At 42.4% G+C, this 19,985-nt stretch carries 19 protein-coding genes; 10 read left to right on the top strand and 9 right to left on the bottom strand.

Going from position 1 to position 19,985, the window contains the following annotated elements; genetic code table 11:
• Positions 1-88: 88 nt before the first annotated feature.
• Positions 89-433: a hypothetical protein gene (locus BFS30_RS01235; protein WP_069377610.1), complete on the top strand. Its 345-nt coding sequence runs from the start codon at positions 89-91 to the stop codon at positions 431-433.
• A 25-nt stretch (positions 434-458) separates the two neighbouring features.
• Here the strand turns inward: BFS30_RS01235 and BFS30_RS28055 are convergent, their stop codons facing one another.
• Both BFS30_RS28055 and BFS30_RS01230 read right to left on the bottom strand, forming a co-directional pair.
• Positions 459-821, bottom strand: coding sequence for a hypothetical protein (locus BFS30_RS28055; RefSeq protein ID WP_237028689.1), 363 nt, complete (start codon positions 819-821; stop codon positions 459-461).
• A complete protein-coding gene (locus BFS30_RS01230; protein ID WP_237028688.1) occupies positions 812-1,702 on the bottom strand; it encodes a glycosyltransferase in 891 nt (296 codons plus the stop codon). Before BFS30_RS01230 ends, BFS30_RS28055 begins: the two co-directional genes overlap by 10 nt.
• 88 nt (positions 1,703-1,790) lie before the next feature.
• Here BFS30_RS01230 and BFS30_RS01225 point away from each other — a divergent pair, with 88 nt between their 5' ends.
• From BFS30_RS01225 to BFS30_RS01210, 4 genes are all read left to right on the top strand, one after another.
• Positions 1,791-2,372: a tRNA-(ms[2]io[6]A)-hydroxylase gene (locus BFS30_RS01225; protein ID WP_069377609.1), complete on the top strand. Its 582-nt coding sequence runs from the start codon at positions 1,791-1,793 to the stop codon at positions 2,370-2,372.
• 103 nt (positions 2,373-2,475) lie between these two features.
• Entirely contained in the window at positions 2,476-3,039 is a 564-nt protein-coding gene (locus BFS30_RS01220) for an RNA polymerase sigma factor (RefSeq protein WP_069377608.1), read from the top strand.
• Entirely contained in the window at positions 3,020-3,289 is a 270-nt protein-coding gene (locus BFS30_RS01215; protein WP_069377607.1) for a hypothetical protein, read from the top strand. Before BFS30_RS01220 ends, BFS30_RS01215 begins: the two co-directional genes overlap by 20 nt.
• 79 nt (positions 3,290-3,368) lie before the next feature.
• Complete coding sequence (locus BFS30_RS01210; RefSeq protein ID WP_069377606.1) at positions 3,369-4,049, top strand: ATP-dependent Clp protease proteolytic subunit; 681 nt, start codon at positions 3,369-3,371, stop codon at positions 4,047-4,049.
• Positions 4,050-4,059: 10 nt separating this feature from the next.
• Here BFS30_RS01210 and BFS30_RS01205 read toward each other — a convergent pair whose 3' ends face one another.
• From BFS30_RS01205 to BFS30_RS01185, 5 genes are all read right to left on the bottom strand, one after another.
• On the bottom strand, positions 4,060-4,803 hold the full coding sequence (locus tag BFS30_RS01205) for an SDR family oxidoreductase (RefSeq protein WP_069382224.1): 744 nt from the start codon (positions 4,801-4,803) through the stop codon (positions 4,060-4,062).
• A 276-nt stretch (positions 4,804-5,079) separates the two neighbouring features.
• On the bottom strand, positions 5,080-6,075 hold the full coding sequence (locus tag BFS30_RS01200; protein ID WP_069377605.1) for a hypothetical protein: 996 nt from the start codon (positions 6,073-6,075) through the stop codon (positions 5,080-5,082).
• 28 nt (positions 6,076-6,103) lie between these two features.
• Positions 6,104-7,213, bottom strand: coding sequence for a hypothetical protein (locus BFS30_RS01195; RefSeq protein WP_069377604.1), 1,110 nt, complete (start codon positions 7,211-7,213; stop codon positions 6,104-6,106).
• Positions 7,214-7,223: 10 nt separating this feature from the next.
• Positions 7,224-7,934 carry a hypothetical protein gene (locus BFS30_RS01190; protein WP_069377603.1) on the bottom strand — a complete coding sequence of 237 codons (711 nt, stop codon included), beginning with the start codon at positions 7,932-7,934 and terminating at the stop codon, positions 7,224-7,226.
• Between the two features lie 123 nt (positions 7,935-8,057).
• Positions 8,058-8,924 carry an AraC family transcriptional regulator gene (locus tag BFS30_RS01185; protein ID WP_069377602.1) on the bottom strand — a complete coding sequence of 289 codons (867 nt, stop codon included), beginning with the start codon at positions 8,922-8,924 and terminating at the stop codon, positions 8,058-8,060.
• 122 nt (positions 8,925-9,046) lie between these two features.
• On the opposite strand from BFS30_RS01185, the gene BFS30_RS01180 reads away from it, so the two are divergent.
• The 5 genes from BFS30_RS01180 to BFS30_RS01160 all read left to right on the top strand — a co-directional run bounded on the left by BFS30_RS01180 (position 9,047) and on the right by BFS30_RS01160 (position 16,877).
• A complete protein-coding gene (locus tag BFS30_RS01180) occupies positions 9,047-9,745 on the top strand; it encodes an RraA family protein (protein ID WP_208603021.1) in 699 nt (232 codons plus the stop codon).
• A gap of 59 nt (positions 9,746-9,804) precedes the next feature.
• Positions 9,805-13,182 carry a glycoside hydrolase family 2 protein gene (locus BFS30_RS01175; RefSeq protein WP_069377601.1) on the top strand — a complete coding sequence of 1,126 codons (3,378 nt, stop codon included), beginning with the start codon at positions 9,805-9,807 and terminating at the stop codon, positions 13,180-13,182.
• Positions 13,183-13,214: 32 nt separating this feature from the next.
• Positions 13,215-14,381 (top strand): mandelate racemase/muconate lactonizing enzyme family protein, encoded by a 1,167-nt coding sequence (locus tag BFS30_RS01170; protein ID WP_069377600.1) that lies wholly within the window; start codon positions 13,215-13,217, stop codon positions 14,379-14,381.
• A gap of 9 nt (positions 14,382-14,390) precedes the next feature.
• Positions 14,391-15,176 carry an SDR family NAD(P)-dependent oxidoreductase gene (locus BFS30_RS01165; protein ID WP_069377599.1) on the top strand — a complete coding sequence of 262 codons (786 nt, stop codon included), beginning with the start codon at positions 14,391-14,393 and terminating at the stop codon, positions 15,174-15,176.
• A gap of 129 nt (positions 15,177-15,305) precedes the next feature.
• A complete protein-coding gene (locus BFS30_RS01160; protein WP_069377598.1) occupies positions 15,306-16,877 on the top strand; it encodes a discoidin domain-containing protein in 1,572 nt (523 codons plus the stop codon).
• A gap of 136 nt (positions 16,878-17,013) precedes the next feature.
• Here the strand turns inward: BFS30_RS01160 and dctA are convergent, their stop codons facing one another.
• Both dctA and BFS30_RS01150 read right to left on the bottom strand, forming a co-directional pair.
• Positions 17,014-18,276 carry a C4-dicarboxylate transporter DctA gene (gene dctA, locus BFS30_RS01155; protein WP_069377597.1) on the bottom strand — a complete coding sequence of 421 codons (1,263 nt, stop codon included), beginning with the start codon at positions 18,274-18,276 and terminating at the stop codon, positions 17,014-17,016.
• A gap of 66 nt (positions 18,277-18,342) precedes the next feature.
• Positions 18,343-19,827: a hypothetical protein gene (locus tag BFS30_RS01150; RefSeq protein ID WP_069377596.1), complete on the bottom strand. Its 1,485-nt coding sequence runs from the start codon at positions 19,825-19,827 to the stop codon at positions 18,343-18,345.
• Positions 19,828-19,985: the final 158 nt, after the last annotated feature.

Genomic DNA, 19,985 nt, shown 5'->3' with positions numbered 1-19,985 from the left:
TCTCCTAAATGTATCTGCTTTGTTGTTTTAAATCAATCCCCATTGCTTAATCTAAATGTTATAGTATGATCTAATAATTACAAAAATTATGGAACTCAATGCTGGTGAAATTGTTGAACTTGCTGTTCGGCGAAAGAATGTAAACATTAGTGAATTATCCAGGCGTTTACATGTAAATAGGCGAACCTTGTACAATTGGTTCAGGCAAAAAAAGCTGCATACAGATGTAATTTGTGAGATTGGTAAAGTGATAAATTATGATTTTTCGAATGATTTTGAAGAGGAGTTTAAGCAGTTCCTGCGTAAGGATAGTGTGATGGTGATCAATGACGATGATCATTCTACTCCTTCCAATTCTGTTTATTACTGGATGGAAAAGTACATTGCGCTGCTGGAGGATTATAAAAAACTAGTACGGAAAGGCCCTTTATAAAGGGCCTTTGCTGTTTAGTGACCGCTTATATTGGATTTCTGAGCTTTTTTTCCGAGATCCATAAGGACATGTATTTAGTACTGTTTGCGGTATGGAATTGTAAAAGCTGTCCGATGAAGTTCCCACGACGATGTGCGGCCAGACTGGCTGATAAGTGTTGTATGGCGCTCAGAAAGGGGGCACTGAAATTTGATTTTTTATAACGTTCGTTAATGATCAATATACCATTCTTCTGTGCTTGCAACCACCTGTGTTTGTCCTGATATAAGGCTGCGGCCTGTGCTGCAAAAGCGGTCAGGTCGTCTACAATTTCTCCATTCCAATCCAGCCCTCCAGTCATGGCTTCGGCCCCGATGCTGGTCGTTACTGCGGGTGTTCCTACCTGCATGGCATCAATAAACTTCCCTTTAATCCTGCACCAAACTGGATGGGTGCCAGCAATACTTTATGATTTGATATCGATTCCCGGGCATTTTCCGCCCGTCCATGAATGTGGAATTTCTCTTTCTCATTATGCAATTGCATGACCTTCTGTGTCGCATATGCGCCATAAATATGAAGTGTGGCGGCAGGTATTTTTTTTCTGAGCAGCGGCCAGACTTTTGTCTTTAAAACCTGAAGGGTATGCCAGTTGGGTTCATGTAAAAAATTACCAATAAATACAAAGCCTTCCCTTTCTTCAAAAGTTTTCCAGCTGCTGATGTCTTCCTCAGCCAATGCTTCTTCTAAAAAAGGCAAATAATAAATCAAAGAAGGGTCCAGGCGAAATTGTTCTTCCAGAATTTTCATTTCTACTTCAGAAATGATCAATGACAAATCACACCTCAGTATCGAAGCGATTTCTCTTTTGGCCATATCAGTGAACAGGTCTGCGGCCGGAAGTTGATCTGTTTTTATGGCCTGCTGTCTGGCGTTCCGCAGACAATGGAGGTCTTCGGTATCCAGAATCCTCATGGCATCAGGACATTCTTCCTGCACCCTCCAGCCATACTGTTCCTCCATAATGAAACGATCAAAGAGTACCATTCCAGGATTAATCTCTTTCAGGAACAGATTGAAGCCCGCGTCATTCAGGGTAATCCCGCGTTCCAATACCCCCATCTCTTTTAAATTATAGCTGAATTCGGATTTAGCAGCTGCAGAAGCAAAAACTACCTCATAACCTGCAGAGATGAACAGATCGATGAGCTGGATCATTCTCGTACCCGCGGCTGATGAACCTGGCTCAGGCCAGACTAATCCAATGATCAATATGCACTTTTTGGTCATTTCTTTAAAATTGGATGCAAAATAGATGTTTTTAATGCAAAGACTATGATTATTCCTAATTTTGGGGAAGAATATAATTTAGAATACGATGCTTGGATTAAAATTATTGACAGACCCACGCTGGGCGAACATTGCGGAATCGAATCTGGAAGAAATCCTTACCGACCATGCCTGGTGCGAGCAGAAAGCTGCAACCAATGCCATCACGCTGATCACCAATAATTCTGAGCATATGGATCTGGTTGAGGAACTCACTGCCATTGCGATTGAAGAGATGCAGCATTTTCAAATGGTGATAGACATCATTAAAAAGCGCGGTTATACCCTGGGCCGGGAACGGAAAGACGATTATGTAGGTCGCTTGGTGAAGTTTAGCAGGAGGGATGGCAGCAGAAATAATGCTTTTATCGACCGTCTTCTGTTTGCAGCAATGATTGAGGCCAGAAGTTGTGAACGCTTCCGCGTATTGTCCCAAAATATCAAAGATCCGGAACTGGCGAAATTTTATCATGAACTCATGGTTTCAGAAGCCGGACATTATACCACTTTCCTGAATTTTGCACGTAAATACACGATCGATGTTGATGTCGATAAAAGATGGAAAGAATGGCTGGATTTTGAAGGTGAGCTGATTCAAAGCTTTGGCAATAAAGAAGCCATCCATGGTTAGGAGCACAAAATTTCCTGGCTAAGCGGAATCAAGGTAAAATAATCACGAAATTAAGGTGATATTTGATTGAAAAGTGTCACATACTATAAAATGCTTCATAGCTATGACGACCATACCCACTATAGAAAAACAAAAGGCTGACCCCCAAGAGCGGTTAATCTGGCTGTATCAGGATGCTTTTCCGCTGGTAGCGGGCTACATCAGCAGGATGGGAGGTTCCTTTGAGGAGGCTAAAGACCTGTTTCAGGATGCCCTGATTATTTATTATGAGAAAGTAGAGCGTAATGATGTGGTGCTGCAGTATACCGGAAAATCCTATCTTTTGGGGATTGCCAGGCACCTCTGGAACAAGCGCTATAAAGAAAGCAGCAGGCAGGTCTCTCTTGAGCAGTTTGGAGCTGACTTTGATGAAGAGCTGAACCTGAAGGAATCCGGTTCTGAGGAAATCTCTGCTCCCAGGTTATTGAAGCTGTTGCAAACTGCAGGGAAGAAGTGTATGGAATTACTCAGCGCATTTTATTATGAACGGATGGACATGAAGGAGTTGGGAGAGCGGTTTGGCTTTTCCGGAGCCCGGTCGGCAGCCGCTCAGAAGTTTAAATGCCTGGAAAAAGTTAAAGAAACCGTAAAGCAAAAATCGCTGAAATATGAAGACATCCTGGAATGAACTTCGCTTAATTGAAGATTACCTGAGCTCAGATGGCAGACCGGAAGATAAAGTCTTATTTGAAGCACAGCTGATTTTGCAGCCCGATTTAAAGGATAGCGTCTACTGGCAGCAAAAAACCTATGACCTGCTGCAGGAGTATGGCCGCCAGCAGCTGAGGTCAGAAATTAAAAAGGTCCATGAACTGTTGTTTAGTGCCCCTGAACATCAATTCTTCCGGCAGAAAATCAGGAAGCTCTTCCGAAAATAGCCCTCTTTTTTAGCGCTTTTTACAATTTCCCCGGACAGGGGCGGGGCATCGCCATGTCTAAAATTTAACCCTTTAAACCATGAATATGAAACAGAATGAATTTCTTCGTTATGCGGTGAAACACCACCGGATCGGCAGCAATTATGTGGAACAGTATATTTCCAGAACATCGTCTTTTACCGGCCCGATGGCGATGACTCCCTATATCATGGAAGAACGACAACTCAATGTGGCACAGATGGATGTGTTCTCCAGGCTGATGATGGACCGGATTATTTTTATGGGTGAAGCCATCGACGACCGGAATGCCAATGTAATCCAGGCCCAGTTGCTTTTCCTGCAGTCTGTAGACGCGAAAAAAGACATTCAGCTCTACGTAAATTGCCCGGGTGGCGTGGTGTATTCGGGACTGGGCATTTATGACACCATGCAGTTTATTTCGCCCGATGTGGCCACGATCTGCACCGGAATTGCACTCTCTATGGGTTCGGTATTGTTATGTGCAGGTGCTGCGGGCAAGCGCTCTGCTTTGAAACATTCCAGGGTGATGATCCACCAGGCTTCGGGTGGAACACAGGGCACCGCAATGGATATGGACATCAGTGTCAGGGAGGTTCTTAAAGTTCAGAAAGAACTGTATACCATCATTGCCAGCCATAGTGGTCAGGATTATGAGCACATCAATGAAGCGGCCAGCCGGGACTACTGGATGACCGCTTCAGAGGCTAAAGTATTTGGAATGATCGACGAGGTATTATAGAAAGCAGTAACTATGCTACGGGGTTCATGAGTGTCAATGCTTCTTCAGGTGAGCTTAATGACAGCTCATAAATATATCTGGTGTTGCCTACATGAATCTCGTACTCGTCTTTTTCAAGCGCAGTAATCAGGTCTGTTGCTACTTCAGCTGCAGGGATTCCATTATGGCCATTGATGATGGCGCTGAAGCTGGTATTGACCAGAGGTGGCATCAGCTCAAAAACCTTCACTTGCCCGCTGCTTCTTTCCAGTGCAATTCTTAAGCTCTGACTATAAGAATGTAAGGCTGCTTTTGAAGCGGAGTAAGTAGTGAGCTGACCCGGAACCAGCGCAACGATGGAGGTCACATTGACAATGGCTGCCGAGCTTTGTGCTTTAAGCTGTGGCAGGAGTTTTTCATTCAGCCGAACAACAGCTAAATAGTTGGTCAGCATTTCATCCTGGGCTTTCTCAAAGGCATTGGAAGGTTCTGCAATGTTGTATTTATAAGCTTGCCCGGCATTGTTGACTACGATATTGAGCGTTGGGAAATCTTTTAGCAAAACAGCAACCAATGCTTCGGTATCAGCCTCGCTACTGATGTCTCCTTTAAATCCCGTGGCTCCCGGGAGCTGAAGCAAAGCTTCATCCAGTCTTTGCTGATCCCTGCCGGTAATGATCACTTTATTGCCAGCGGCTGTAAAAGCTTTAGCGATTTCAAATCCAATTCCTGCGCTTCCGCCGGTGATCAGGATGGTGTTATTTGTAATGTCCATTTTATCTGATGTTTTAAGTTTTTGTCTGATTCCTGATGGAGTAATTATATTGTAATAAACCAAACGGTCTTTTTTAGGATAAAAAAAAGCAACCTTTATTCTGACCATTATGGTACAAATATAAGACCGATCGGTTTATTCCGCAATGGCAGATTGTCAGTATATTGAAATAATAATTTAAGCAGGACATTGGTTTAGACAGATTTAGGTGTTTTACATAAAAAAAAACGGGCTTCATTTAATAATGAAGCCCGTTTTTTTGGAAATTTAAGGATCTTATTTAACAGTTAATAAAAATCCAATGGTAAAGTTTGCGTCCCAGTCAAACACAAATGTGTCGCAATTTGTAGCATCTTTAATGGCTTTATAAATGTTTACACCACTTTTGATCTTTATTTTATCCGTGTTATATTTTTCGGGGTTGTTCAATACCGTAAATCTTTCTTCTCCGTTTCTGGTTTGCTTGGCCAGTTCATAAGGAACACCACCAATGATAAAGCAGACCTCACGTTTTTTAGCAGGAATCTTTTCTGATAAGCTTTTTACCTGTGCATAAACCGCATCGTCTTTTTGATCTTTTTCATAATATTTAGCACCAGGTCCTTCAGCGGATCTGACCTCTCCATCTATCCATGAAATTTTTGTGTTTCCAGAACCGATATCTACGACGAAAGAGTTGTCATAATACGAAGCTGGTAATACACATTTCAGAGCCAGCTTTCCTTCCTGCTCTGCGGTAACCAGGTTTACTACATAGCCCATTTTCTTTAATTCTGTAGAAATGGCAGCCGTTTTTGGCTCTTTCTGAGCACCCGAACTGATCACAAAATGGATGTTTTTTGATTTCACCCCTTTGTCAAACATTGCTCCGATATAGTCTTTTAATCCGGTGCGGATATCGGCTGTAGTTGCCATACCTTCGTAAACGAATGATTTACCAAAATCTTTAGAGACGATCTCCCAGCGTTTCTCCTTGTCGATATTAACAACGAAAGAGTTAAAGCCTGAAGCACCTACTTCAACCACTCCTTTATATTCTCCGTTTACCGGTTTTTCCGGATTGTAATTGAAGGTCCTTTTTTCATCAGCAGTGCTGCCTGATCCGGCCATTGTTGGCGCAACACCAGTGGTATCGGCTGTTTCCGGCTTAGCCGTAATTCCATCTAATTTGCCACTTTCAAAGGCCCAGTAACCTATTCCAACAATTGGAATAGCCAGGATAATTGCTTTTATCGGCCAACGTAGTCTGGCCCAGGTTGATTTTTCTTCCATGTTTTTGTTTGTATTTTGGTTCTATTGATTAATCTAATAAGGAGAATCCTTTGTCTACTTTTTCTTCCGGTTTCAGTTCATAATAAGAATCTGCCATTTTGCTTACGTTGAGCATTTTAAGGTTGCGTTCGTCTACTTTTCTGATAAACTCTTCCAGTTCTCCCTGTGAAGGTGCACCTCCAACGGTGATGTTATTGTTCTGATCAAGGAAGTCCAGGTTGGAACGGATTGAGGCGATGTTCTGGCTGATTGCTCCTGTGGCAGCATCCATTGCTTCCTGGAATACCCATCCATCTTTAATGTTAAAGACTTCTGCCAGGCCTTCCGTGGCATTCTTCATTTTCTGAGTGGCTTCCAGTTTTTTGGAAATGATAGAAATGCTGCTGTCCAAGGTGCTGACATAAATTCTGGCCGCACTTTCATTGTCTTTTAAAACTTCTAAAACCTTCGCAAACTGATTGGCATATTGTACATAACTTCTGGCATTTTGTTCTTCTGCTTCACCTTCTTTACCCAACAAAAAAGCTTTGGTACGGGTTTCCTTTGCATCTCTGGCATATTCATTCGCCTTTTCAGTATTGCTGTTGGCCGTTTCCTGTTTGCCTTTTTCATCCAGGTTTGCCGCCTCAACAGTAAAGCGTTTTGCATAAGTATATTTTTCTTCTGCAGTTTTTTGCGCCGTTTCTCCACTTTGGATCATGTCAATGCGCACCCCATCTACATTCGCTATTTTATCTTTTACCCTTTTTAAAGTGTCTTTGGCATCTTTTGATAAGAGCTGCAGGGTTTCAATAGGGTTGTTTCTGATGATGGCTTTTTCTCCTTTAAACAAAAGGATTGTTCCCAGGCGATGCAATAAAGCAATGATTTTTGGTGCAAGCAGGAGCAGAACAAGAAGGATAATGCTGAAAATAACCAGCAGAATGCTTTTTGCCGCATATTCCAGCATAACCGGCAGGAATTTGAAGAACGCAAAGGCCCCACCTAAAATGAGTGCCCAGAAAAAGATACTGGAGATGGTCTTTTTTGCTTCCGGTGTTTGAAGCTGTGTAGGTAAATGATCCCCGAGGACCTGAAATATAGGAAGCTGACTTTTAAGTTCAGCCGGTATATTTACGAATTGACTTTTGTTTTCCATAGGAGGTTGTTTAGTTTATATTGGTTTCAATTAGGCTAAGGGCGTTTTGAATATCCGTAACTACTTCGCTAACGGCGGTATTGCCGATTGCAATTTTATTATCGATATCCAGGAGTTGAGGTTCATATTTGCTATTAATTTCATTCAGGTCTTTTTGTTTGGTATTTAGCTTTTCCCGGAGTTCCAGGATGGTTTTCTCGATCTGCTGGATTTCTTCAGTAAGGCTGGCCTTTTCTTTGACCAGATTTTGTTCAATGGTTTGTTTTTGTGCCTGTTTCAGACTGGTTTCTTTATCTATTACTTTTTTTAGTTCAGCAGCATAGTTCTGTCCCGTTCTGCTTAGCTTTTCTTTATCTAATGTTTTGTCTACATATTTTAAAGAGGTAAATGCTGCTTTTAAGGTGCCGGCGTTTACACTACCCATTTCTGCAGCTGCATTCCAGACCTCAAAAAAGTCAATTCCTGGCTGATTAATCCGCTCTAATATCTCCAATACTTTCAGTTTCATCTGTTTTACATCCGTTGCCGGCAAATCAGAAGTGTTTTGTGTTAGATTTGTTTGGGGGTTCTTCGTTACATTTTCCGGGGATTTGTTTTCAGCAGGCGGGACCCCGGGCCGGGCAGCAGGTTCAGTAACAGGTGGTTCGGGGCTGTCTTCAAAGATCAGCTTCTTTAAACTTTTTAAAATCCCAAAAGAGTTGTTTTCTGGTTCCTCATTCATAATTATACGTTATCTGTCGTTAAAAATAACAAAAAACGAATATAATATGTCGATTTATTTAAGCGGGTCTATTCTAAGAAGATGAAATGAAAAATAACTATATCTAATCTCCTGAAGTAAGGCTCAAGGTTTTAAATTTCTTTTATAATCCGATGGACTGACTTTGATGAAACGTTTGAAGTTCCGGTTAAAATTGGTGAGGTTATTGAAACCACTTTGAAAGCAGATCTGCGAAACGGTCAGGTGGTCATTGTACAATAATTTACAGGCATATCCGATCCTGATTTCATTGACGAAATGAGTAAAGGTTTTTTGCGTCCGGCCTTTAAAATATTTACAAAATGAGGCGGTAGTCATATTGGCCATGGCGGCAGTTTCATCCAGACTGATATTCTGTGTGAAGTTGTTCATCACATAATTATAAATTTTATCGATCCGCTGAACATCTTTCTGATTATGGGGATTGGTATAACCGACACTGGAAAGACATTTGTACTCTTTTGTCTCAGACAAGAGGTCCAGAATGCTCAACAGGTGGATGATTCTTTTTAAACCATCGCTGATTAGCAATTCGTTCAGGAGGCCAACCACCAGATCTCTGGAGCGCCCGTATATCCTTATGCCCCGTCGGATGTCCTTTAAGAGCTCGTTGAACCTGTTGACTTCATTTGAATTCAGAAAATTATCACTTAACCAATCCAGCCTGAAATAAGTTACGATTGCTTTAACCTCGCGCTTGCTTTCCGGTTCATAATATTCTTTATCATTATACATCACATGGGGTAGGTTGGGGCCCATAATGATCAGATCTCCTTCCGAGAAGTTTTCTATGCTGTCTCCCACAATTCTTCTTCCATTGCTTTTGGTGATCAGTACCATTTCATATTCATTGTGAAAATGTAAAGGATTAGTCAGGTATTTCATATTTACCTCCTTTACAAAGATGCTTTGGTATAAGACAGTTTTCGTTTCGAGTAGAAGTGGTTGCATAAGGTTAATTTGCTTTTTTATTCTGATAAATCAAAATAATTGACAATATAGTGTCAGTATTGGGCAATTAAAGATGAGTTCCCGGAGAGCAGAGCAGCTAACTTGCCTAAAAAATATAGCGTATGATCCCATTGCGAAGTCCAAAGAACGATGACGAATTGATTGCCCTGATAAAAAGCGAACTTTTTACCGCGGTTATAGGTGATATTATGGATAAACTGGGGTTCCTGAATCAGTTTTTGCCTCCTCAGGTACAGCCTTTAAGAAAGGATATGACCGTAGTGGGCAGAGCGATGCCGGTACTGGAGGCCGATGTTTTTGAATCTGCCGACAGGGGCAATAATCCTGTTTTGCAAAAACCGTTTGGTCTGATGCTGGAAGCTTTGGACGACCTGAAAAAGGATGAAGTATACATTTGCAGCGGAGCATCCCCTTCTTACGCATTATGGGGAGAATTAATGAGTATGAGGGCCCTGACGCTCGGTGCTGCGGGAGCTGTTGTAAATGGCTATTCACGCGATACCAAGGGGATTCTGGAATTGAATTTTCCCACCTTCTCCTACGGAAGTTATGCGCAGGATCAGGCCCCCAGAGGAAAGGTAATTGACTTCCGGACTTCGATAGAGATGAATGGGGTAGTGATCCGGAATGGAGATTATGTGATTGGTGACCGGGATGGGGTCTGTATTGTACCGCATGATGCTTCTGAAGAAATTTTCAGACTTGCTTTTGAAAAAGCCAGGGGAGAGAAAATTGTCTTTCAAAAGATTAAAGAAGGGATGTCGGCCAAAGCTGCATTTGAAACCTATGGGATTATGTAATCCGGAAAGATAGGTGTTGATGAATATATACGGATGAAAAAATCTAATTTTAAGATATAATGCTAAAACAATTACACTGTGTATCCATTGTGTTGCTGTTCACAATTGGATCTGCATACAGTCAGGAATACAAAACAGTCCAGAATTATGGTGCTGCAGATTGCGGGGATTGCCTGTTAACCAGGCTTGGGCAGGTTTATACCTATACTCAACAGGAAATTCCTGCCGATATTTTACCGGTCAGCCGGAAAGAAAGAACGATTTTTTTTTCCGGCAGGATGTCGATTCCGTTTGCGGTTACTGATGTCAGGAGTAAGTACCAGTTAAAGCTGACTTATCTTTCTGATTCCAAAGACCGCAAAATCAAAGTTGTGGCTGATGGAGCGGTGTTGAATGCTGCCGTGGCACTACCTTATGGGAAAGCTTTGACGGTAACCTATGATATTCCTGTTGCTGCTTATCAGGATGGGGCATTTATGTTTGATATCATTGCACTTTCGGGTGCCAATATTCCGGTCAGCCGGCTGGAAATCTTATCTACCGGATCAAAACCATTGGTTTACAAAGATGTTCTGGCGGAAAAAATCAATACCCAATCTTTTACACCAGATCGTTTGTCTCCGGTTCCTGCATTGGTCGCAAATGTGAAATCTCCGGTTTTATCCTTAAACGGAACATGGGATTTTGAATATAAAACACAACAGGGGAAAATCCAGGTTCCCGGAGAGTGGGAGATGCAGGGATATCACGTAGATTCTGCGCAGCATGCTTCTTATACGACTTCCTTTGAACTTCCCGCTGACTGGAAGGACAAAAGAATAAAATTACGTTTTGACGGGGTAAGTTCACATTGTGAGGTGCTGCTGAATGGAAAGCTGCTGGGTACCCATGAGGGCGGCTTTGTGATCTTTGAGATGGACGCCAGTCCTGCGGTAAAAGCCGGAACAAATAAGCTTGAAGTGAGAGTGGCCAGTTTAACAATTTCTGATAAGCTGGGTTGTGTATCTCAATATGCAGCGCATACTGTAGGTGGAATTTTAAGAAAGGTGACCTTAACGGCATTGCCGGAACTGAATATTGCTGAAATCTATCCTCAGGTGAGGTTTGATGAGCACTTTCAGCATGCTAAGCTCCGGATTGATTATCAGGTTTTGAATGAATCGAAATGGCCAGGAGAGGTGGCGCTGAAATTTATACTGCTGGATAGGGAAGGAAAGGAAGTCAGCATCAGTGGAAATTCCGTTGAAAAGAAAAACCTTCGTCCGGCTATGGACTTCAAGGGAAGTCTTAACCTTGCTGTTCATCAACCTGAAAAATGGGATACGGAACATCCTTATCTCTACACTTTGGTAAGCCGTCTGATCAGTAAAGGTAGAGTGATACAGGAAAACAGGCAGAAATTAGGTTTCAGGCAGATTGATATCCGGGGAAACCAGTTTTTTGTCAATAATAAACCGATAAAACTTCATGGTGCCAACAGGCATGACATCAGTACACTCGGCGGCAGAAGTATCAGTGAGGCCTTGAACCGGAAAGATGCGGAATTGTTCAGAAATGCCAATTGTAATTATATCCGTACTTCTCATTATCCTCCTTCAGAAGAATTTCTGGCGGCATGCGACTCTTTGGGGATGTTTGTGGAAGCCGAAGCAGCGATTACCTGGGTGGAGCATCATGCCAGTCCGATCTGGAAAGAATGGAACTACCTGAATCCTGATTTTGTGCCTCATTTTTTAAGGGCGAACTTTGAAAACATCCGGGGAAACCGAAACCATCCTTCTATCGTTATCTGGTCCATTGCCAATGAATCCAGGTGGAGCCCATTGTGGGATAAGGTAAATAAGGAGGTGAAGAAATATGATCCCTTACGTCCTACGGCTTTTCACGACCAGACTTACGGGGGATTTAACAATGCAGGAAGCAAAGCCGACATCAGAAACATCCATTATCCTGGTCTGGGCGGACCAGAACAAACCGATAAATTTACCGACAGGCCCGTATTGTTTGGTGAGTATTGTCATGTGCAGACCTATAACCGGCTGGAAGAAGTAACCGATCCTTATGTACGTGCAGATTGGGGAAGAATGCTGCATCAGATGTACAATAAAATGTATACCCATCAGGCCTGTCTGGGTGGTGCGATCTGGGCAGGTATTGATGATATTTTCCATAAACCAGATAGCACGATTGTGGGTTATGGTCCATGGGGATCTGTGCTGGATGGCTGGAGAAGGGAAAAGCCGGAGTTTATCTCGGTAAGGAAATCTTATGCGCCATTTGTCATCACTAACCTAAAAGAAGCCAGACCTAAGAATGGAGTACTGCTATTGAAAATAGAGAACAGGTATAATTTTGCCAATCTTAAGGAAGGGCAGCTCCGTTATCATGTTGATGGAGTATCTAAGTCGGCCACCATGGATATTCCGGCCAGATCTTCAGGGGAACTGGAATTGCAGGTACCTGAGAACGCTAAGGTTGTCAACATCACTTTTACCGATCCGAGGGGATTTGTGACGCAGGAAGAGCAACTGATTTTGTCGGCCGCAGGAACGGTCATTCCAGCGGAATCAAATGTGAAAGTTAAACTTAAGAAATCCGCTGAAGGGGTGGTGCTGAGTCGTGGTGCTCAAAAATATACTTTTGATAAGACTACGGGTAGGGTGACCGACAATGAAGTTCTCGGAGGAATCGCCATGATGGTGGTTCCCATGAATGGAGATGACGGTGGTGCCCCTCATATTGCCGGAAACAATTACCAGCGAAACATCAAACCCATTAGGTATCAGCCGGAGGGCAATTGGAAAACAAGTATGCTGAGCAGTTCAGCAGATAAAGAATCGGCGACTGTAACTGTAGAAGGTAGTTACAAATACCTGAAGGGTGCCTTTAACTATAAATTTCTGGCAGATGGAACAATTGAAATTGAGTATCATTTTAAGGTGATGGATACCGTTAAAATTAATCCCAGACAATGGGGGCTGGCTTTCGAACTGCCCTCAGGTTTTCAACATTTAAATTATTCCAGCAAAGGCTATTGGAGTGTTTATCCTGAAAATGACATTGCCAGAACGGCGGGTGATATTCAGGCTCGTCCGGTGCATCAAAAATATGTAGAGGCAGCGTTACAGGTACCTGTTGGTCCCTGGGCAGCAGATGCAAATGATCTGGGAAGCCGGGATTTCAGAAGTACTAAAGCCAACATTTATCATGCCCGCCTGAGTAATGATAAAGGAGATCAGCTGACAGTTTATTCTGACGGAACGCAAAGCGCGAGAAGTTGGATTGATGGAAATAAAACACGTTTTCTGATTGCGGAACTAAATGGCGGTGGTTCTGATGGTTTCTTTGAAAGCTATTACAGCAAAGAACGCAGGCCATTAAAGATGGGTTCTGAGTTAAAAGGAAAAATTAAGCTTAAATTAGAAGCATCTAAATAAATTGAGGTCAACAACATACAAAATATATTCCGATGAAAATTACTGAGGTAAAAGTCTGGCTGGTAGAGGGGGTTAAATACAACTGGACCTTATTAAAAATCTATACAGACACGGGACATACCGGGGTTGGAGAGGCCACGAACTGGCCGGGTAGCCCGATTGTTTACCATGCCGCCAAACATGTCGGAGAAAGAATTATTGGCCTGGATCCGATGAAAACAGATTTCATCTGGACCAAACTGTATCGCGATTTAAACTGGATGGGCCCTTATGGAGCAAGTCTGTGTGCAATTAGCGGAATAGACATGGCTTTACTGGACCTCAAAGGGAAAGTATTGGGAACCCCCTGTTATGAACTGCTGGGCGGTGCATTCAGAAAAGATATTTTATTGTATGCAAATTATTGGTTTACCGGTGGTGGACATAATGAAGCGGATTATGCAGCGCAGGCGCTAAAAGTTAAAGAAGCAGGCTTTACCGGATTGAAGTTTGATCCTTTTGCCCATACCAATTACCTGTATGGAGAAGACCTTTCTTCTAACCTGACCTTAACTGCGCAGCAGCAGGATCTGGCTTTCAATGTGAGCAAGGCTGTTCGTGATGCTGTAGGCCCGGAGTTCGACATTATGATTGAAACCCATGCGATGTTAAATTATCGGGTTGCCGTAAAAATGGCCCAGCGCTTATCAGCCCTGGACATCACCTGGTATGAAGAACCCGCCGGACCTGAAAGCGCAGATAACCTACGCGCAATGAGGGAAAGAATTCCTTCCAATGTATCCATTTGTGTAGGAGAAAGGCATTATACCAGACATGGGATCAGGCCGGTTCTGGAGCAGAATATCTGCGACATCATGATGCCTGATATTACCCGTTGCGGCGGCCCTTCAGAAATGAAACGAATGGCTACCATGATGGAAACTTATAATGTTTTGCTGGCACCACATAATCCAAACGGTCCGTTATCGACCCTGGCCAGTGCACATGTCTGCGCTTCTGTGCCCAACTTTTTCAGACAGGAATTTATGTTTAACGATGTACCCTGGAGGGATGAAGTGATTAGTCATCCGATTGGGGATATGCTGAGTAATGGTCATTTGCACTTATCTGACCGGCCTGGCCTTGGGGTAGATCTTATCGAAGAAGAAATGGAAAAGCACCCGGGAATTCTGGTTCCAAGACCTGGTTTTTACGTTTAAAAGGAAAACATGGCTTTACAGATTGATTTAAAAGGAAAAACGGCACTTGTTACCGGAGTGAGTTCGGGGATAGGTTTAGGCGTGGCAAAAATGCTGGGCAGAGCAGGATGTGTTGTTACTGGTTGCGCATTGGCAGCGGCCGATAGTGAAGAGGCGGGGTTGTTTCTGGAGACGCTTAAAAAGGAAGGTTCAGAAGCGTATTATGTTCAGACAGACCTGAGTAAAGCCGAGGGCCTGGAACAACTGGTTACAGGCGCTGCAAGAGATGGAGGAATAGATATTCTGGTTTCTAATGCAGGAGCTAATTTTTTTGAAGGTGCTGCGGAATGTGGAGAACAGGAATGGCAGGACAATATGGACCTGAACCTGACCTCGCACTGGCGACTTACGAAATTGTGCAGGCCATACCTTGAGCGGCGTCAGGGGCTCATCCTGATCATGACTTCAAATCATGCTTATCGTACCATACCGGGATGTTTCCCATATAATATTGCTAAAACTGCTTTAACTGGTTTGGTGAGCAGTCTGGCTATTGAATGGGGACCTGCCATCCGTTGTCTAGGAATTGCACCCGGATTTATTGATACGCCAGGGAACGAAAACTGGTTCAATTCCTTCACAGATCCGAAGGGTGAACGGCAGAGAACAATTGACCTTCATCCGGTGAAAAAACTGGGAACTCCAGAAGAAATAGGAGGATGGTGTGCATTTCTGGCCAGTGAGTATGCTGCCTTTGCTTCCGGAACTACCTATCTCATTGATGGTGGAAGAAGTGCTCTGATGCAGGACACCTGACAACGTATGGCAATATGGTGTCAGCATTGGACACTCCATGTAAAATGATCCTTGTGCAGGAGATTTATATTCGTTTATTCTTACTAACCAAAAGAATCAAACAGAGTCATCAACCTAAACAAACCTTACATGAAAAAAAATGCCTGTCTGCTACTGCTGGTAGCAGCCTTTCTATTCGCCTGTAAAAAAAGCGATGTTCCCGGAGTACCTGCGGAAGAAGTTCCAACCGATACCGGATACCATTACAAATCTGATTATGCTTACAACCTGAATGTGGTTTATTTCATCGCTTCCGATAAAACGGCCAATGATGATTACCACCGCAGGATTAGTGAAGTGATGCTTCAAGGTCAGGAATTTTACGGAAAATGGATGAAACACTGGGGATTTGGAGATAAGAGTTTCGGATTGCTAAAAGATGTGGCTAAGAAAAGAATAAAGATCATAGAGATCAAAGGAAAACTGAGTCAGTCTAATTATTCCTATGATTCCGGATCTGGAAATGTATTAAAAGAAATAAACGAATACTTTGCCGCTCATCCGGCTGAAAAAACGAGCGACCATACGCTCATCATCATGTGTGTTAAAGACATTCAGGCAGATAAGGCTCCTTTTTATGGATTAGGCCGTAATTGTTTTGCACTGGATTATCCCGGAATGGACATTAAAGATTTAGGCGCTGGCGGAACAGCTGGTTCAGAGGCTACGGGCTGGATTGGCGGATTGATGCATGAGCTGGGGCACGGGATCAACCTACCACATAATGGCGGTCAGAAATCAGAAAATACACAATTTGGAACTTCCTTAATGGGCGCCGGAAATTCGACTTATGGGAAAGCACCAACTTACCTGACAAAAGCTGATTGTGCGATTTTAAACAACAATCAGGTTTTTAGTAAAGTGACCAGATCAGATTGGTATACTTCTTTTAGTCCGGTAATTACCCGTTTGAATGCAAAATATGAAGGCGGAAATATTGTTGTTTCCGGACGGTTCTCCGGAGGAGGGGGAGTAAACTATATTAACTTTTATAATGACGGGAATAAGAATGGAATCGGCGGAAATAAAGACTATGATGCCGTTCCATGGTCAACACAAAAGATTGGGTTGGATAGCTTCTATGTCAGCATGCCTTTCAGTGAATTTACCAACACAGAAGATTATCCTTATGAGCTTAGAATTATGTTCTGCAATCAAAACGGCAGTTTAGTGACTGCTCCATATCCCTATGAAATAAAGAACGGACAACCGCTGGTTGATTTCGGAGATAAAAACGAATACAATAAAACAAACTGGCAGGTGATTGATTTCAGTTCAGAAGAAACGGTAGCTGAAGATGGAAAGGTGGCCAATATCCTGGATAAAAACAATACCACAGCCTGGGTAACCCGCTGGAATACAAATGCACCTACTTTCCCACATCATTTTGTAGTGAATATGGAGCAATCACTTGTAGCAGATGGCTTTACTTTCACTCAGCGGGGAGGAAGTAGTAAGATAAAGGACATGCAGATCCTGACCAGTACTGATAACATCAGCTGGACAGCACTTGGAAATTATGTGTTAAAAGATGTTGGGGGCCCGCAGTTCATTTATTTGCCTGCTCCAAAGACATTTAAATATTTTAAAGTCATCGTTACCTCTGCCACTGATGGACGTCAGTATGCATCTCTCGCAGAGGTTGGCGTGTTTAAAAATTAATCTTAGTCAGATTAATACCTTGGTTAGTAGGGTTTGCAGGTACGTTTGGTCACGTACCTGCTTTTTGTTTCAGCTTTGTTCGGTGCGGTAAATAAATCAGCTTTATAGATGCACAAAAGCCCTTTTTTGCTGAGGGTTAAAAACCAGGCTCTTCTATCGCTTTTGGACTAATGGCCAATTGGTATTTTTCTTCATCAAACTCTTTTTCACTTTTTGCGATGACTACTACTGCAATCCCATTTCCGATGAGGTTGGTGATTGACCTTGCTTCCGACATGAAGCGGTCCACTCCTAAAAGAATGGTTACATTTTCAATGGGCATGAGTTTCATGGACACCAAAGTAGAACTAAGTACGATAAAACCGCTGCCTGTTACTCCGGCGGCCCCTTTGGAGGTAACCATCAAAATTCCCATGGCGGTGACCTGTTCTGCAGCGCTGAGTTCTATTTTAAAAACCTGGGTTAAAAAAATCAGGGCGATAGACAGGTAAATGGCCGTTCCGTCCAGGTTAAAAGAATAGCCCGTTGGAATGACCAGTCCTACTACCGATTTTGAGCAGCCGAAGCGTTCCATTTTCTGGATCATGCTCGGCAATGCGGATTCGGAAGAGGAGGTACCCAGTACGATCAGAATTTCCTGACGAATGTATTTCAGGTATTGCCATAAACTGAATTTATAGAGGTAACAGATAAAATTGAGGACCACAAATATAAAGATGATACAGGTGATGTAAACGACCAGCATCACCTTTCCCATAGGAATCAGACTGGATAATCCATACTTTCCAATGGTGAAAGCCATCCCCCCGAAAGCACCTACCGGGGCCAGCTTCATCACAAACTTCATCATGTTAAAAATAACCTGAGAGATGTTGTCGAATGCAGTAATGGTATGTCTTCCGGCGCGTCCCATTTTGCTCAATGCAAAACCAAAAAGTATGGCAAAGAAAAGAATCTGAAGGATATTTCCCTTGGCAAAGGATTCGAAGACATTGGGAGAGATGATCTCGCTGATAAACTCCAGCCAGTTCGTGTCTTTTGGAGGTGTGGCAGCCAGTTCTGAAGCATGCTTGCTGAGGTGTGGCGTCACCCCATCTCCAGGTCTGATCAGATTGGCGGTAACCAGGCCGATTAAAATGGCCACAGTGGTAATGATTTCAAAATAGAGCAATGCTTTTCCACCCACACGGCCAACCTTTTTCATATCACCCATTTTGGCGATGCCGAGCACAATGGTAAAGAAAATGATGGGTGCAATGAGCATGCTGATCATATTGATGAACGTTTTGCTGATCAGGCGGGCAGAATCAGCAAAGTTTGGGAAAAATACCCCGGCCAATATGCCCAGGAAAATAGCAACGATCACCTGAAAGGTTAGGTTTTTGGAGATTTTTATCATATTAAAGACTAGGGCTAAAGCAATCTTTAAAGCTAAAAAAAATATGTACTTTCTAAGGAAAGTAAATTAATTGCTATGCTGATAGGAAGTCTGACTATGGTCATGAAGTTTAGTCACGATGCTTTTGATCGAATTATCCAGATGTGTTGCGGAGTCAAAAAGTGCTTCTTCCAGCTCTGCATAAGTTGTTTTCTTATCTTCACTCATTTGAATGACCATGATGATACCCTGAATATTGCTCAGGTACCTTCTCACCTCATGGGAATTCATGAAGGATATTTCCTTATTGAGTTTGTCATACTTGAGCTCATTGTATTTTCTTTTCATTCTTGCAGATCTGTACAGCAGGAAGAGGGCGATAATGACCATTGCAGCCAGAATAGTTAGTAAAATGAAATAGTTTTTCCGGACTTTGAGATTCTCCTGAGCCAGTACATATTTGTTCTTGATCTCATCGTATTTTAAAAAGGTAAGAATGCTGCCTGTCCGCATCATATTTTCGGCATTGAGTAAGGACTGATTCATCCCTTTCTCATAATAACGGGAAGAAAGTTCGAAATTTTTCTCTATTTGAAAAGCATCACCCAACAGGTCATAAAGCATGCTTCTGGTGTATCCCGGATCTTTCAGGTTGGGAGAAGATAAGAGCCCGAACACTAATTTTTTAGCCTCATTGGTTTTGTTAAATAAGAGGTATGCCCGTGCAAGATGGATGGTAGTAAAGACAGGATCTTCATCCCTGAAATTATTTAAGACCAGTTTAATGGCCTCAATTACCGCCGGGTCTTTTTTGAGGAAAAGTTCCATGTATTTTAAACGGTGTTCAACGATTACATTGTAAAAGTACCGTTTTTCTCCCCTGAGTACTTTTTGAGTGTAAAATTCCAGTGAGTCCGGGTTTTGAAGATAGAAATAGGTAATGGCTTTATTCTGATAGATAATGTTGGGTACAAAATTTTTTCCTTGTTTAAGAGAGAGTTCCGTGGCCTGATTTAAAGCATGAATGGCTTCATCGTATAAATTGTTCTTAATATAGAGGTCGGCAATATTGCCATAATTGAATATCAGCCGGGCGGTATCACGGTTTTTTTGAAAGATTTTCCCTACCATCAGGTAGCTTTCCATTGCTCCCATGTAATTTTCCAGGTCCGTCTCGATAAAAGCGAGGATTCCCAGTAAACGGGCCAATTGAGGTTTGCCCTCACCTGTTTCTTTTAAAGCCAGGAGAATATATTTTTTTGCTTCTTCCAGCTTTCTTAGCTTTTTGGCGGCCAGGGCTTCTATTTCATAGGCAAATGCTTTTTTAGCGGAGATTTGACTCTGTGACAGGGCAGTTAATAACAACTGTTTATCTGTGGTAATGTGATCTGTATCTGTGGGTGTGATGATATAAGATATAGTGAGCTGATATAGCAAATCCTGCGCTGCTACTGGAGGAAGATCTGGTATTTTTTTTATCTTGACTAATAAGCTATCATCAGCATAGGCGGTTAAACAAAACAGGATGGAAAGTAACATTGAAATGAGCGTCTTTTTAGCCGGTGTTTTCATTTCGATTTATTTAGGAGTAAAGTGATTCGAAATCGTATTCAAAATATCAAATAAAATTCGCAACCAGATAGAATTAATTATTAGTTGTAAATAATTGATATAAAATATCTTATTGAGAAAACTGTTGCAATGTTTTAATTATCTTGAGGGAATTTTTA

It is taken from the genome of Pedobacter steynii, assembly GCF_001721645.1.
Classification (GTDB): Bacteria; Bacteroidota; Bacteroidia; order Sphingobacteriales; family Sphingobacteriaceae; genus Pedobacter; species Pedobacter steynii_A.
This window is presented reverse-complemented; position numbering and strand designations above follow the sequence as displayed.